Source organism: Brevibacillus brevis, from assembly GCF_022026395.1.
GTDB lineage: Bacteria > Bacillota > Bacilli > Brevibacillales > Brevibacillaceae > Brevibacillus.
Genome location: NZ_CP041767.1, coordinates 4,745,216 through 4,759,597, shown reverse-complemented (window position 1 = coordinate 4,759,597; position 14,382 = coordinate 4,745,216). Strand labels below are relative to the sequence as shown.

Here is a 14,382-nt window from a genome sequence, read left to right as displayed (position 1 = left end):
CATGAAAAAAAGATCATTACTGTCTTTGCCAAAAGGAATTGGATACTCCACCGCTGTTTTCTTTGATCTGGCTACATCACGGGAGAAGTATGTCCAAAAACGGATATAGCGACCATCCTTTGATGTAGTGGGATTCATCAGGATACAGTGGAAAAACGCCACAGGTCGCATTCCTGTGGTTTTCTTTTTAGGGCACCGCAGGATTTCCTGTGGTGTTTTTTTATTTCGAAAAAGGGAGATGGATTGTATGCAAGGAAACGGAGAGAACATTTACGTAAGACTGGTACAAGAATCGGATGCACAGAGCCTCTTGGCGCTTGAAATGAGAAACAGAGACTTCTTTCAAAACTTCACAGGGACGAGAGAAGAGACGTTTTACACGCTGGAAGGACAAATCGACAGGATCAAGAGCGCGTTGGCGTTAAAAGAAGAGGACAGAGGGTACTTTTTTGTCATTGCGAAAAAAGGACAGGATGAAATCATTGGGGAAGTGATCCTTTCGGAGGTCGTAAGGGAGAATCTGCAAAGCTGCTGGATCGGTTACTTCCTGGACAAAGCGCATAATGGAAAAGGCTACATGACTGAAGCAGTAAAACTCGTCGTGGCCTATGCCTTCGAGACATTAGGCCTTCACCGTTTGGAAGCAGGCGTGATGCCGCATAATATAGGTTCGATCAAGGTGCTGCTAAAAGCTGGTTTCCACAAGGAAGGGATTGCCAAGAAAAACGTGAAAATCAATGGTCGGTGGGAAGATCATCAAACACTGGCGATCGTCAAGGAAGAACAAACCGACCAGGTGAAGCCCCAGGTTCAACGTAAAAATCCTGGATCAGTTGCTCCGCCTATGGGAGCCTATACACATCTGACGGTCGTTCCAAAAGGAGCCGATTTGCTCGTGCTTTCTGGGCAGGTAGGAATGGACATTCATGGAGAGTTGCCGACAGGTATGAAAGAACAAGTAGAAAACACGCTACAGAACATACTGCGCAATTTTGAAAGTGAATCAGTTAGCGCGGACCATATCATCAAAATCAATATATGGGCAACCGAGCAAATGGATTGGAAGCATTTTAATCAGGTATGGGAGAAGTTCCACGGGGGGACACCGCCAGCGATGACCATGTCTTACGTCCCGGCATTGGCAGTCCCTTCGCTCAAAGTGGAGATAGAAGCTTGGGCAGCGAAATGGTAGGGAGGAAATAGAAGGGTGAAGCTTTTCGCTTCATCCTTTTTTCTGTAACTTTTTTCTAGCAAAAACGTCAATATTTTCAGGAGATAGAATAATCGTGACGTTATTACTGTTTTGACAGCAAAAGATGTCAAAACATGAAGGAATATGGGGACGAATCGAGAAGTTCTTTCTATTAGCTGGATTTTCCAAAAATAAGAGAAAAACAGAGGGGAACGAGGAACTTGCTTTTACGAGTAAATGTCAGCTTGCTAGCTGTTTTCTTCCTGATTTTGCTGATGCCTCTGTCCATTGCGCGAGCGGCCACCCATGTAGAAGTGGCGGTCGATCAGTTAAATATTCGAAGCGAGCCAGGTACGACTACCCAGATCGTCGCAACCCTCAAAAAAGCGACGCGGTTGCCAATCACCAAACAGCAAAAAGATTGGACCCAGGTAAAGCTGCCGAACGGCAATACCGGATGGGTCAATAATAAGTATGTGAAGATGATAGAAGTTCCACAGATCAAATATGTCAAAAGCAATGTGGATATGCTGAATGTTCGGGCAGAACCAAATGCCACTGCACAAATTTTGCAGATCATCGACAAAAACGGTGTGTTTTTGCAAATGAGAAAGCAGGGGGATTGGGCACAAATTAAGCTGTCTGATCAAAAGAACGGCTGGGTGAGAGCCAATTACTTGACGGAGACAGCGGCACCACCACCACCAAAACCACCACAGGTACCAGCACAAATCCCGGATCCGACAACAATTCCAGCACCGCCCCCTCCTGTAGTCCCATCCAGTACGGGGAGTGGATTCGAACAAGGGACAATCGTATTGACGGAAGGCTATGAAGTTTATGCGCAGCCAGATATTCTTGGTACCGTCATTGGTCAAATCCATGGCGGGATGACGATCAACCATTACGGATATGCAAATGGTTGGTATACCATCAACTTCAACGGTACCTATGCCTATATTTTCAAACCTATGGAACAGACTGGGACAGTTCCATCACTGCCGAGTTCAACACCGGGGGTACCAGCGACTTTGCCAACAACACCGCCGCCCTCTGTACAAGAACTACAGGTTCGTGTCAAAAATCCTGATTCCAATATCCGCAACGGTCCCTCAACCGAACATGCCATAATTGGAAATGTTCAACCCGGACAAGTATTCCCGGTTGTGCAAACAGTAGGAGACTGGTACCTCATCAGACTGGCAGACAATTCGACCGCCTACATCGCGGGGTGGATCGTAGAGAAAATTCAACCAGCTGGTACTCTGCCACCGACAGGAGCAACGTACGAGTACAACAGTGGGATGATTGGAAACGAGAAAGTGTATATCTATCACACCCATAACCGTGAGTCTTGGCGAAATGTTGCACGGAACCAACAAGGGAGCTCGGTAGATGATCCAGAGATTAACATCACGCTTGTTGGGAAACGGCTGGGCGAGCTATTGCAAGCAAGAGGCATTTCGGCAATGGCGAGCCAGGACGATTTCGCTCAGAGATTGAGGGAACAAAATAAAAGCTACTCGATGTCTTATTCCGAGTCGTACAAGGCGGTAGCTGCAGCGGCTGCAACCAGTCCGCACTTGCAGTACATTTTCGATATTCACCGGGACAGCGATGAGCCACGCAGCAAGGTAGCGATCACGATCAATGGCAAAACCTATTCCCGGATGCTGTTTGTAATCGGAACAGCGAACCCGAACCATCTGGCGAACAAAAAGCTGGCGGAAGAGCTGAACGCCCGTCTGGAAGCCTCTTATCCCGGATTGTCGCGGGGGATTATCCTGAAAGGTTCAAATCAAGGAAACGGGGTGTACAATCAGTCCATTTCCGAGGGCGCCCTGCTTTTGGAATTCGGCGGTACGAACAACACCTTGGAAGAAGGCTATAATACAGCAGAAGCCTTTGCCGAAGTTTTCGGGAATTACCTGATCGAATCTCAAATCGCATTCAATTAAACGGTTAATAAAAGTAGCACGATTCTTATCGCCACGCGCGAGAGAATCGTGTTTTTTTCCGGGAGGATCATTTATATGGCTACGCATCAAGAACACATACAATCGACTTACGATAACAGTCGCAGTCATCTTCAAGGTGACTGTGAAAGCTGCTTTGGCTTGTGCTGTGTGGCATTGCCTTTTGCTGCTTCCTCTGACTTTGCCATCAATAAAGACGCAGGCAAGCCCTGTAGTAACTTACAGGCAGACTTCCGGTGCGGTGTTCACACAAAGCTGAGAGACATCGGCTTTCGCGGTTGTACGGTCTACGATTGCTTTGGAGCTGGTCAAAAGGTGTCTCAAGTCACTTATGGCGGCCAAGATTGGCGGAAAGAACCCGGATCAGCGAAGCAAATGTACGAAGTATTTCCGATCATGTGGCAGCTTCACGAGCTGCTCTGGTATATAACGGATGCGTTGACCAAGCAAGCTGCCGAGCCGCTCCATCCTGCATTGAAGGAAGCAATGGAGGAGACGCAGCGCCTGACGGATCAGAGTCCTGAGGATATCCTGAAGCTGGACATCGCACTTCATCGAGCAAAAGTAAATGAACTATTGCTACAGACAAGTGAATTGGTACGCAAGGACGCGGTTACCAAGTACAAAGGGGGCAAGCAAGGAAAATCCTATGGTCGAGGAGCTGATCTCATTGGTGCCAAGCTCAAAGGCGCTGATTTACGAGGCACCCAATTACGCGGGGCTTATTTGATTGCTGCTGATCTGAGAGGAGCGGATTTGCGGGGAGCCGACCTCATTGGTGCAGATTTTCGCGATACAGATGTGAGCGGAGCGAACTTGACGGAAACGTTGTTTCTCACGCAGGTTCAGCTCAACGCGGCGAAGGGTGATGCCAGCACCAAGCTGCCACCGTTGTTTACGCGTCCGCCGCACTGGGCTAAATAAAAGAATCAAAAGCAGGGTGTCATTCGTTGACAGCCTGCTTTTTCTCAAGTTATATGGTTCCCTCCAAGATTACGAGTCTGGATTGGAATGCAACCCAACTATTTCTATTACTTCGACTACTCCTACTCTTCTCGAACCTTCCATAAAATATCCGATCACCCCAAGCTCCATTCTTTTTGTGTGGACCTCTTTACGCATCTGGGGGAAAAGAATCCACATGCGTGCAGTTCCTTCTGTAGGAACAGGGCTTGTGTTATCTAAAATGATTTCTCCGTGATCATCTTCAAATTCAGGATGGATGGCAAAGATGCCTGTTAGGCTTATGTCATCTCCCTCGTAAGAAAAATCACTTCGATAGCCTTGAAACGGTGTCACCTTTCTGCCGCCTTCATTTTCCGAGTAAAATCGATATTTTACTCGAAAATCAGCGGGATGCTTCCTTATTTCTTCATAGGGTGTCCACATGTCATTTCCTCCGTTCTTTAAAAATGGTTGTTAATACAATTCTACTTTTGCCGTATTAACTAGCGTGAGGCTCACAACCAAACAAATTGCGCAATTTGTTTATTCCATCCAGAAGGGAGGGGAAGTAATTGGAGATTGCCCAAGTGAACACAGGCATCTGCCATAAAGAAGAACACGAAAAGCAAGCGGAAAGCATGTCGACCGAAACTTTTACTCAAATTTATGGTGCGTACTATAAGCGCGTCTACAAATATATTTGCTATCGTATCAATAATCACTACACAGCGGAAGAAATATGCAGTCATGTGTTTGAAATGGTGATTTCAAAATACAGCAGCTTCTCGCCGGATAAATCAAACTTTGAGGTCTGGTTGTTTGCGATCGCCAGAAATGCAGTAACAGATTACTTTCGCTTACAGAAGAAAAGGATCAGCTTTTCATTGGATTCGATTCTGAATCTGGTCTTGCCGAAGTCGTCACCGGAGGACATTGTGATCCGCGACGATAATCATCAAGCCTTATTTCAAGCACTGGCCAAGCTGAGTGACAAGGAACGCAATATCATCGCCATGAAATATGCGGCTGGTCTTAAAAACGCGGAAATTGCAGAACTTCTTGGCGTCAGTGGTTCAAATATTGGCGTCGTTCTCTACAGATGCTTGAAAAAGCTGCAAATGGAATTGCAAAAAGGGGGCTTCCGCTATGAAGAGTGAGCAAGATCTAAACGATTTTCGTGAACTCACCGACTTGCTTACTGATCTGGAATTAGATGACGCCACTCCAAAAGCCAGCATATACAATCGGCTGAAATTCAAATTGGAATCAGGAAACATACAATTACATGATAGGAAAAAGGACGGGATCTCTATGAAAACGAATAAATGGAAAGCTGTCTCAGTTAGTGCTGTTGCTGTTGTTTGCCTTTTAGGCGCATTTTCGACTACATCGTTTGCCCAAGAAATGCTCCAGACGATCTTGGCACGCTTTCAGGTCGGGAACATGGAAATTACCCAATACGATAAAGAACAGCCTGCTACTCAGTCCAATTCCCAAGTAATCGAGATACCTGTAGAACCCAAGGCCCCCCCACAGATGACATTGGAAGAAGCACGCGCAGCCAGCAAAATGGACTTTCCCGCACCGACATGGTTATCAGAGCATTATTCCTATGTGAACGCGGTCGTTCAAGGCGAGCATATGGTAGAAGTTCAGTATAAAAAAGAGAAAGAGTTTATTTCCTTGCTGATTTCAACCGGTGGCGAAAACGGCATCAGCACGACAGAGGGTGTCAAGATCGAAACCATTGGCGGGAAAAAGGTGTATTTCGCCAACGGGATCGTGATTTGGGAACATGAAGGATTCACGTACGAGTTGTACCAGATGGCAGAGAAGAGCTTCGATGCTGCGACTATCGGCAACATCATCGAATCCTTGTCAACGAAATCCGTCAAAAAATAAGCAGTTGTCACTTAACCACGTACCCAGGCACACCGACTTCGATTTTTCGAGGTCGGGGATCATCTGGGTATTCAACTCAAGATGGGCCTTGTAACGGGGCCCATTTTTGTATGTGCCGTCACAGAGTGTTAAAAATCATGTAACGAATCGGACACCCTCTAGGGTCAAAAGTCCTGCTACAATTACACATGACCGGAAATATACAGGGTAAAACAAAAAACTCTCTCACGAAGGTGAATGCGAAAAGGGGGTTACAGGAGAGAGAATTATTTGTGAATTGTTTCACATATATTTGTGATATTTTTCACAAAGTCGTAATAAATGCGGATTTCCCCACTGGTATAATTCCGGTACATAAAGGCCAAAACGCGAATAGAAAGGGATCTTGTACATGGATATAGTGGATTTGGGACGACTTCAATTTGCGATAACAACGATCTTTCATTTTGTTTTTGTGCCGATTTCCATCGGGCTGTCCTTATTAGTAGCCATTATGGAAACGATGTATGTGGTAAAAAAGAATGACTTGTACAAAAAAATGGCCAAGTTTTGGGGAACCTTTTTGCTCATAAATTTTGCTGTCGGGATTGTGACAGGGATTATGCAGGAGTTCCAATTTGGGATGAACTGGTCAGATTTCTCACGATTCGTCGGCGACGTATTTGGAACACCGCTAGCGATTGAGGCTCTCTTGGCATTCTTCCTCGAATCGACTTTTATTGGACTATGGGTATTCGGTTGGGATCGCTTGTCCAAAGGTGTGCATCTCGCATGTATTTGGCTCGTATCCATTGGAACGATTCTTTCGGCTCTTTGGATTCTTGCAGCCAACTCGTTCATGCAGCAGCCAGTCGGCTTCGCAATCAATAACGGACGAGCAGAGATGGTCGATTTCTTCGCTCTTCTTACCAATGGACAATTACTATATGAATTCCCGCATACCGTATTTGCGGCATTTGCGACAGGAGCCTTTCTGGTAGCAGGTATCAGTGCTTGGAAGCTATTGAAAAAACAAGACGTTACATTCTTTGCGCAATCTTTCAAAATTGCGATCGTGGTAGCATTGATTTCCTCGCTTGCGATTGCTCAATTCGGTCATGGTCAGGCACAATATTTGGTTGCTACCCAACCGATGAAAATGGCAGCGAGCGAAGGGCTGTGGGAAACAAGCGCGGACCCGGCTCCTTGGACGGTTTTTGCAACGATTGATCCAGAAAAACAAGAAAACGGCTTTGAAATAAAAATTCCATATTTGCTTAGTGTTCTGACGTACAACTCACTTTCAGGTTCTGTCCCGGGCATGTTGGAGTTGCAGGCGGAGTATGAGAAAACTTACGGTCCAGGAAACTATATTCCCCCAGTTCGGACGACCTTCTGGAGCTTCCGCATCATGGTAGCGGGCGGTAGTGCCATGATTTTGCTGGCTTTGTACGGGGCATATCTCGCTTTGCGCAAAAAGCTGGAACAGCCAAACAAGCGGTTCATGCAGTTGATGGTTGCGGGTATCTCGTTGCCATTCATCGCAAACTCGGCTGGGTGGATCATGACGGAGGTAGGTCGTCAGCCATGGACGGTATTCGGGCTGTTGCGTGTTGAAGATTCGGTTTCCCCAAGCATTAGCACAGGAGCGGTATGGTTCTCTCTCATCGCCTTCACGACGATTTATCTTATCCTGCTGTGCCTCTTGGCTTATCTGTTTGCTCGTGTGGCCAAAAAAGGGCCGGAATTGGATAGTCATGAGGAAGTAGAGAATGTACAGCTTCAAGATCCATTTGATCGTGTAAGGAGTGAACGTTATGGGGCTTAATGAACTGTGGTTCCTGCTCATTGCCGTTCTGTTTACCGGATTTTTCTTTCTCGAAGGCTTCGACTTTGGTGTCGGCATGGCGACGCGCCTGCTCTCACGAAATGATTTGCAAACCCGGGTTCTGATCAATACGATTGGCCCGTTCTGGGATGCCAATGAAGTGTGGCTGATTACAGCCGCTGGTGCGATGTTCGCAGCGTTCCCAGAGTGGTATTCCACGATGTTTAGCGGCTATTATCTCGTGCTTACGCTAATTCTGCTTGCGTTGATTGGGCGAGGGGTAGCATTTGAATTTAGAGGCAAAGGGAAAGGCGAGGCTTGGAAAAAGACGTGGGACGCAGCGATTCTGATTGGAAGCTTTGTACCGCCGATGTTGTTTGGAATGGTGTTTGCCAGCCTGGTGAAGGGTGTGCCGATTGATCAAAATATGGAAATGACTGCGGGCTTCTCTGATATTGTGAATGGATACTCGTTGTGGGCAGGTGTGACAGTCACGGGATTATGCTTGCTACACGGTCTGAACTTTATCTCGCTGCGCACAGTAGGCGAGCTACGTGAAAAATCACGTGTACTGGCAGCAAAGTTGTTGCCTGTGCAAGCGGTTCTCATGGCAGTGCTTGTAGGGTGGACATTCATGGTAACCGATCTGTTTGAACGTCAGGGTGTATTGTTGACAGCAGCCACACTCTTAGGTGTTATCGCCTTTGTACTGGCTCGTCACTACCTGAGACAAGGCAGGGAAGGTTGGGCTTTCGGGATGACAGGCGCGATGATCCTGTTGACATTCGTCTCGATGTTTATCGGTTTGTTCCCACGGGTGATGGTCAGCACGATTGATAGCGCGTTTGATTTGACCCTTTATAATGCAGCTTCGAGTCCATACACGTTAAAAGCAATGACCATTGTTGCAGCAGTGCTTTTACCGTTCGTGCTAGCCTATCAGGCTTGGAGCTACTTCGTTTTCCACAAACGAGTCACTGAAAAGGATCATTTGGAGTATTAATGGACAAGGAATTGTTCCGATTACAAGGAATCCGACCGGTTATGCTGCTGCTAGCCGGTCTTTCCCTCCTGCAAAGTGCGGCGATTATCGGTCAGGCAGTGTTTTTGGCGAAGTCGATCTCGATCTTGTTTGAAGGTCAAGCGGTTCATATGGCGTATCAGTCGCTTGCCCTGTTTTTGGTCATGATAGCCGCTCGTCATACCATCGTTTGGCTGCAAAAGAAAATCGCTGGTCGTTTTGCTGAAGCCTCCAGTGAGTCTTTGCAAGGGCGAGTTTTATCCCGATTGTTCGAGCGTGGTCCACGTTTTGCAGCCAGTGAAGGAAGCGGAAAGCTTGTTACGCTTGTCTTGGAAGGTGTAGATCGTGTACGTACCTACCTGGAGTTGTCTGTTCCGCGTACGCTGGATATGGTTTTTGTTACGTTTCCGCTTCTGGCATTTGTCTACACGCAAGATGTTATTTCTGGACTGATCCTGACGGTGACGATGCCTGTTCTCATCGGATTTTTTATCGTTCTCGGTCTGGCGGCGCGTAAACAGGCAGACAAGCAATGGCGTTCGTATCGAATGCTGTCCCATCATTTCACCGATTCACTTCGCGGGCTTGCGACGCTCCGGTTTTTGGGACGCAGCAAAGACCATGGGGAGACTGTCGGAAGAGTGAGCGATCAATATCGATCCGCTACGATGCGTACGTTGCGCGTGGCCTTCTTGTCTTCTTTGGCACTCGACTTCTTTAGCATGCTGTCTGTCGCGTTTGTGGCGGTTGGTCTTGGATTGCGGCTGATTGAAGGGAGCTTTGGCTTTGAAACGGCATTGGTCATCCTGATTCTTGCACCGGAGTACTTTTTGCCAGTACGGATGCTTGGATCGGATTACCACGCCTCATTGGATGGAAAGGAAGCGCTGGGGACGATTCGTTCCATTATCGATCATGCCGCCACTGATGATCATAAGGCGGAACCACAAGCATCAGATAGTCAGACGTCTCTGAAAGATGTATGGAATGGAACGATTACCTTGTCCGATATTCGGGTCGTCGGTGAGGATGGCAGACAGGTACTGGGTGAGATATCTGCGGAACTGGGCAGCAACATGAGAAGAGTGGGCATTGTAGGGGCGAGCGGGGCAGGAAAATCAACCCTTCTCGGAGTGCTAGGCGGTTTTTCTGATCCCGAAGCTGGCGTGATACACGTAGATGGGCAACCCATTACGGGGGATGCGAAGCGGGAGTGGCAGCGGCAAATCGCTTACATTCCGCAGCATCCGTATTTATTCAATCAATCGTTGGCGGATAACATTCGTTTCTATGAACCGGAAGCGACCCAGGAACAGGTGGAGCAGGTGATTCGTGCTGTCGGTCTGGGAGAGCTGGTGGACAGCTTGCCAAATGGCTGTGACGAAATCATTGGCGAAGGGGGGCGCACGTTAAGCGGCGGACAGGCACAGCGGGTTGCGTTGGGACGTGCGCTGCTTGGCAATCGACCAGTGATTTTGCTCGACGAGCCGACCGCTCACTTGGATATTGAAACGGAATGGGAGCTCAAACAGACCATGTTGTCGGTGTTGGGGGACAGGCGCGTATTTTTGGCCACGCATCGTTTGCATTGGATGCGAGACATGGATTGGATTTGGGTAATCGATCAGGGTCGACTGGTAGAAGCGGGCACCTTTGAACAGCTCGTTGCACAAAAAAGCGTATTTTATCGGTTGTTGACAGCTGGTGCCAAGGGGGAGAAAGGATGAAGGAAGCGCGAGAAGGCAATCAGGGGTGGTTTTTTCCATACTTTCGCCAGTTTTTCTGGCAGTTTGCCGCAGCGGCTTTGCTGGGAACCTTGGCAGTGGTATGTGCGGGTGCTCTGCTGTATACGTCCGGGTATCTAATTTCTCGCTCCGCACTCAAGCCCGAAAACGTCTTAATGGTCTATGTTCCCATCGTACTTGTCCGGGCTTTTGGCTTTAGCAAAGCAGTCATTCAGTACCTGGAGCGTCTGGTCGGACACGATGCAGCTTTGCGTGTGTTATCGCGTATGCGTGTGCGATTGTACCAGGCCATCGAACCGCAAGTGCAGCTTCTCCGCACTCGTTTTCGTACGGGAGATTTGCTTGGCGTACTGGCGGATGACATCGAACAACTACAGAATGTTTATCTGCGCTTAGTGCTGCCAGCCGTCTCGGCGGTCCTCCTCTACGGGGCAGGTATTGTGGCATTGGGGAGAATGGACGGGATGTTCGCGCTCTTGATGGCGTTGTACTGTGGTTTTCTGCTGTTTGTTGCACCGGCAGTAGTCTTGTGGTCAACCATTGCCAAGAGTCGTCGGTTCAAGCAGGAGAGACAGGCCGCATACCGAGAGCTGACTGATGCTGTTTTTGGCATGAGTGACTGGATTCTCAGTGGTCGTACGCAGGAGTTTCTCCAGTCGTTTACAAGACGGCAAATGACAGCTTCCCAGATCGAAAACGCCATTCGCCGCGGAGAATGGCGAATACAGTGGATGTCGCAGTGTGCAATCGGTGGAGCCATAGTCTTACTGGTCATCTGGGCGGGCGGACTTGCCGCTGCGAATCAGATTCCCGTTACGTTGATTGCTGCGATTGGGCTGGTCGCATTTCCGTTGATGGATGCGTTTGCCCGTATTTCTGACGCTGTTGTGCGAATGCCAGAATACAAGGAGTCTCTGGGGCGGCTTCGGGAGATCGAGGGCAGTCGTCCAGCCATTGTGGAAGCGCAGAAGGAAACGGTGGCAGATCAAGCTGGGGGCAGTTTGAAGCTCGATCATGTTCGTTTTCGCTACCCACAAGCCAGCAATTGGAGTGTGCAGGACGTGTCTTTTGAGGTGCCTCAAGGGGGAAAAATTGCGTTGCTCGGTCGCAGCGGAGCGGGTAAATCGACGATACTGAACTTGATTCGAGGTGCCATACAGCCGGAGGCAGGTCAGGTGACCGTAAATGGGCAGCCTGTCCAGTCAGAGGAGGCTTCTGCTGGTTTGTTTTCCGTATTGAATCAGCAGCCGTATTTATTTGACACAACGGTAGCCAATAACATCAGGCTCGGTCGACCTAATGCGTCCGATGAAGAAGTGCGTTCTGTGACAGCTCAAGTCGGTTTGGATCAGCTAATTGAATCCCTGCCGGACAGTTATCAAACACGGATGCAGGAAACCGGTCTTCGCTTTTCTGGCGGAGAAAGGCAGCGCATAGCCCTCGCCCGTATTTTGCTGCAAAACAAACCGATTGTTCTCCTTGATGAACCGACAGTGGGTTTAGATCCGTTGACTGAACGCGATTTGATGGCAACGATCTTCCGTGTCTTACAAGGGAAAACCTTGATTTGGGTGACTCACCACTTGAGCGGTGTAGAGGAAATGGACGAGGTCATTTTTATGGAGCAGGGACTCATCTCGATGCGAGGGACACATGAGCAGTTATATGAGGACAATCCAAGGTATCGCAACCTGTATACATTGGACTGTCCATTGGCGTCCGTGTTGGAAAAATAAGAAGAGGAAGAGAGGCTGTTCCGGAGAAGGACAGCCTTTTTCGCTTAAGATAGGGCCTCACTGGTTACACCCCGGTAATAGTGAGTGTGCCCGTCATCATAAGTGGTTTGCCCTGAAAACTCGTGGTAATGACTTCCGTCTGGCAACGGAATAGGCGGACTCGTCCATCCCCTGTAGTGATGCACATGTCCATCATCAAACGTGGTGGTACCTTCGTAGTAATGGACGTGCCGATCTCTCATTCCTTCTGGAGGCGATGTCCTGCCACGTATTCGGTGACGATGACGATCCGAAATGCTTGTCAGTGTGTCATACCCGTGAAAATGCCCGGGCCGATCGGCAAATCGAATAAAGCGTAATGAATGAGAGTGCCGAGAGCTCATCAGGAAACGCCCCTTTGTATGCATTTATTACTAGTAAATGCGTTTGTCAGGCGTTTCGAAACGGACATTCGTCTATGCGTTGAAAAAGAACGAGAGCCTTCCTCATTGAAAAAGGCTCTCGTCTGATTAGAACAGTTTTTTTCCCATGATATGATCGAGTGGGATCACGCCAATGACTCTACTATCATCGCTATTGTTACGATTATCTCCCATCACAAACACATGGTTTTCTGGTATGACGATTTTGGCATCAGGTACATCGACCATTTTTTCTTTTATGTACGGCTCGTTTAACGGCTGTCCATTCCGATATAGGCTCTCGTTCTTAAACTCCAAAGTATCACCAGGTTTGCCGATGACCCTTTTTACCCAGAATGTTTTGGCTTCGCTTTTCCCCATGGCGAGCATGAGCAGAGGATTTTCAAGAACGTCATCTTTTAACGTACGATCTCGGTTTACACGACTGTCGATCACGACAATGTCGTTGTACTCAGGGAGATAAGAGAATGTGTGGGACAATTTCGACACGTAGATGCGTTCGTCGTTTTGCAGTGTAGGCTCCATCGATTGTCCATTCACTTTAAAAGGTTGGAGGACAAATATGTTAACTAGCATCGCGAGTGAAAGGGAGATACCCAATGTTTTGGTCCAGCCCCATATTTCTTTTGCGCTTTTCAAATCAGACCGCATCCTTCCACGTGAAAGATTACTTTGGTGTGGCTATTGGTTAGTACGTGAAACGGTGCTTTTTGGTTACGTAATTGAAGAGAGAAGCTTGTGAAACAAAAGGAATTAAGCAAAAAAGCTGAAAAAGATGACAGCAAAAATGCCACTGGGAACAGAGGCGAGCAGGAAATAAAAGGTCCATTTCCATCTGCTTTTATAATCTTGCACTTCATGTTCTTTGTAATAGGCTGAGGGACTGCTAAGGGCGTTATAGACCATTAATCCAGCCAGTGTAAGGAGACCAAACGCAAGATACTCAGCATAATTGCCAGCTTGATCGATGTTCCCAGTCGTTATCGCTATGATCATACAGAGAATCTGCAAAGCAACGCCAAAACCAAGTGCTCTGAGCATGTAACTACCTACTTTTGGGATATTTTAACTGTAATTACGTGTAAAGGGACGAAACGTTTCAAAATCTCAAATATCAGCCAATAGTAGACGGCTGTAAGTTTAAATCTGTTTTACAAAAATAACCCGGTCGTTTCCTTTTCCATCATAATTAGAAGTCACATGGATTCCATCCACCATTTTATCCCCTTTTTCAACGGCAAAACCTAGCTTCGTGTGGAAGGAGATTGAGCCTTTATTAACAGGAGAAGTAATACATCGAATCGTATCGCATCCTTTTTGTTTTACGGTTTGAAAGAAATGATGGTATAATTCGCGGCCCCATCCATCCTTTCGTTTGTCCGGATGTACCCCAACGAAGTGAATGTAAGCTTCGCCGGGCAACGTCTGGGACAAGAAGCCAATGAGGAAAGCGATGACTTCTCCATTCTCTTCAACAATAAAGCTCGTTGACTGGAAATGGATAAAAAACAGCTTGGGTAACATATCAGACATTTGTCGCCCACCCCACCAATCGTTGAGGACCGTAATAACTTTGAGGTAGTCTTGCTCTTGCACATTTCGAATTTGCAACATGATTGCCTCCTTATCAATATGC

At 47.6% G+C, this 14,382-nt stretch carries 14 protein-coding genes; 9 read left to right on the top strand and 5 right to left on the bottom strand.

Annotation, left to right across the window (positions count from 1 at the left end):
* The first annotated feature begins 247 nt into the window (after positions 1-247).
* The 3 genes from FO446_RS22555 (at position 248) to FO446_RS22545 (ending at position 4,092) form a co-directional block, all read left to right on the top strand.
* Positions 248-1,192: a GNAT family N-acetyltransferase gene (locus FO446_RS22555; protein WP_221867990.1), complete on the top strand. Its 945-nt coding sequence runs from the start codon at positions 248-250 to the stop codon at positions 1,190-1,192.
* 221 nt (positions 1,193-1,413) lie between these two features.
* Complete coding sequence (gene spoIIP / locus FO446_RS22550) at positions 1,414-3,150, top strand: stage II sporulation protein P (protein ID WP_173610209.1); 1,737 nt, start codon at positions 1,414-1,416, stop codon at positions 3,148-3,150.
* 75 nt (positions 3,151-3,225) lie between these two features.
* The gene (locus tag FO446_RS22545) at positions 3,226-4,092 is read left to right on the top strand and encodes a pentapeptide repeat-containing protein (protein WP_221867992.1); all 867 of its coding nucleotides are present in this window, start codon (positions 3,226-3,228) and stop codon (positions 4,090-4,092) included.
* A gap of 69 nt (positions 4,093-4,161) precedes the next feature.
* Here FO446_RS22545 and FO446_RS22540 read toward each other — a convergent pair whose 3' ends face one another.
* A complete protein-coding gene (locus FO446_RS22540) occupies positions 4,162-4,557 on the bottom strand; it encodes a hypothetical protein (RefSeq protein ID WP_221867993.1) in 396 nt (131 codons plus the stop codon).
* Between the two features lie 128 nt (positions 4,558-4,685).
* Here FO446_RS22540 and FO446_RS22535 point away from each other — a divergent pair, with 128 nt between their 5' ends.
* From FO446_RS22535 to cydC, 6 genes are all read left to right on the top strand, one after another.
* On the top strand, positions 4,686-5,270 hold the full coding sequence (locus tag FO446_RS22535; protein WP_232774633.1) for a sigma-70 family RNA polymerase sigma factor: 585 nt from the start codon (positions 4,686-4,688) through the stop codon (positions 5,268-5,270).
* Entirely contained in the window at positions 5,260-6,015 is a 756-nt protein-coding gene (locus tag FO446_RS22530; RefSeq protein ID WP_237899120.1) for a hypothetical protein, read from the top strand. Before FO446_RS22535 ends, FO446_RS22530 begins: the two co-directional genes overlap by 11 nt.
* Positions 6,016-6,406: 391 nt before the next feature.
* Positions 6,407-7,822, top strand: a complete 1,416-nt coding sequence (locus FO446_RS22525; protein ID WP_232774635.1) for a cytochrome ubiquinol oxidase subunit I — start codon at positions 6,407-6,409, stop codon at positions 7,820-7,822.
* The gene (gene cydB, locus FO446_RS22520) at positions 7,812-8,825 is read left to right on the top strand and encodes a cytochrome d ubiquinol oxidase subunit II (RefSeq protein ID WP_173610215.1); all 1,014 of its coding nucleotides are present in this window, start codon (positions 7,812-7,814) and stop codon (positions 8,823-8,825) included. The genes FO446_RS22525 and cydB overlap by 11 nt, the downstream gene beginning before the upstream one ends.
* Positions 8,825-10,570 carry a thiol reductant ABC exporter subunit CydD gene (gene cydD / locus FO446_RS22515; protein ID WP_237899119.1) on the top strand — a complete coding sequence of 582 codons (1,746 nt, stop codon included), beginning with the start codon at positions 8,825-8,827 and terminating at the stop codon, positions 10,568-10,570. Before cydB ends, cydD begins: the two co-directional genes overlap by 1 nt.
* Positions 10,567-12,324, top strand: coding sequence for a thiol reductant ABC exporter subunit CydC (gene cydC / locus FO446_RS22510; RefSeq protein WP_237899115.1), 1,758 nt, complete (start codon positions 10,567-10,569; stop codon positions 12,322-12,324). Before cydD ends, cydC begins: the two co-directional genes overlap by 4 nt.
* 44 nt (positions 12,325-12,368) lie before the next feature.
* Here the strand turns inward: cydC and FO446_RS22505 are convergent, their stop codons facing one another.
* From FO446_RS22505 to FO446_RS22490, 4 genes are all read right to left on the bottom strand, one after another.
* The gene (locus FO446_RS22505; RefSeq protein ID WP_106785624.1) at positions 12,369-12,707 is read right to left on the bottom strand and encodes a YmaF family protein; all 339 of its coding nucleotides are present in this window, start codon (positions 12,705-12,707) and stop codon (positions 12,369-12,371) included.
* 126 nt (positions 12,708-12,833) lie between these two features.
* Complete coding sequence (lepB, locus tag FO446_RS22500; RefSeq protein ID WP_173610218.1) at positions 12,834-13,397, bottom strand: signal peptidase I; 564 nt, start codon at positions 13,395-13,397, stop codon at positions 12,834-12,836.
* 102 nt (positions 13,398-13,499) lie between these two features.
* Complete coding sequence (locus FO446_RS22495) at positions 13,500-13,787, bottom strand: hypothetical protein (RefSeq protein WP_173610219.1); 288 nt, start codon at positions 13,785-13,787, stop codon at positions 13,500-13,502.
* A 99-nt stretch (positions 13,788-13,886) separates the two neighbouring features.
* Complete coding sequence (locus tag FO446_RS22490; RefSeq protein ID WP_173610256.1) at positions 13,887-14,357, bottom strand: GNAT family N-acetyltransferase; 471 nt, start codon at positions 14,355-14,357, stop codon at positions 13,887-13,889.
* Positions 14,358-14,382: the final 25 nt, after the last annotated feature.

What these genes read in the sequence shown, in the direction of transcription:
- cydB (WP_173610215.1), top strand. Translation starts at nt 7,812, where the DNA reads ATGGGGCTTAATGAACTGTGGTTCCTGCTCATTGCCGTTCTGTTTACC.
- FO446_RS22545 (WP_221867992.1), top strand. Translation starts at nt 3,226, where the DNA reads ATGGCTACGCATCAAGAACACATACAATCGACTTACGATAACAGTCGC.
- FO446_RS22505 (WP_106785624.1), bottom strand. Translation starts at nt 12,707, where the DNA reads ATGAGCTCTCGGCACTCTCATTCATTACGCTTTATTCGATTTGCCGAT.
- cydD (WP_237899119.1), top strand. Translation starts at nt 8,825, where the DNA reads ATGGACAAGGAATTGTTCCGATTACAAGGAATCCGACCGGTTATGCTG.
- FO446_RS22555 (WP_221867990.1), top strand. Translation starts at nt 248, where the DNA reads ATGCAAGGAAACGGAGAGAACATTTACGTAAGACTGGTACAAGAATCG.
- FO446_RS22495 (WP_173610219.1), bottom strand. Translation starts at nt 13,787, where the DNA reads ATGCTCAGAGCACTTGGTTTTGGCGTTGCTTTGCAGATTCTCTGTATG.
- FO446_RS22540 (WP_221867993.1), bottom strand. Translation starts at nt 4,557, where the DNA reads ATGTGGACACCCTATGAAGAAATAAGGAAGCATCCCGCTGATTTTCGA.
- FO446_RS22530 (WP_237899120.1), top strand. Translation starts at nt 5,260, where the DNA reads ATGAAGAGTGAGCAAGATCTAAACGATTTTCGTGAACTCACCGACTTG.
- cydC (WP_237899115.1), top strand. Translation starts at nt 10,567, where the DNA reads ATGAAGGAAGCGCGAGAAGGCAATCAGGGGTGGTTTTTTCCATACTTT.
- lepB (WP_173610218.1), bottom strand. Translation starts at nt 13,397, where the DNA reads ATGCGGTCTGATTTGAAAAGCGCAAAAGAAATATGGGGCTGGACCAAA.
- FO446_RS22525 (WP_232774635.1), top strand. Translation starts at nt 6,407, where the DNA reads ATGGATATAGTGGATTTGGGACGACTTCAATTTGCGATAACAACGATC.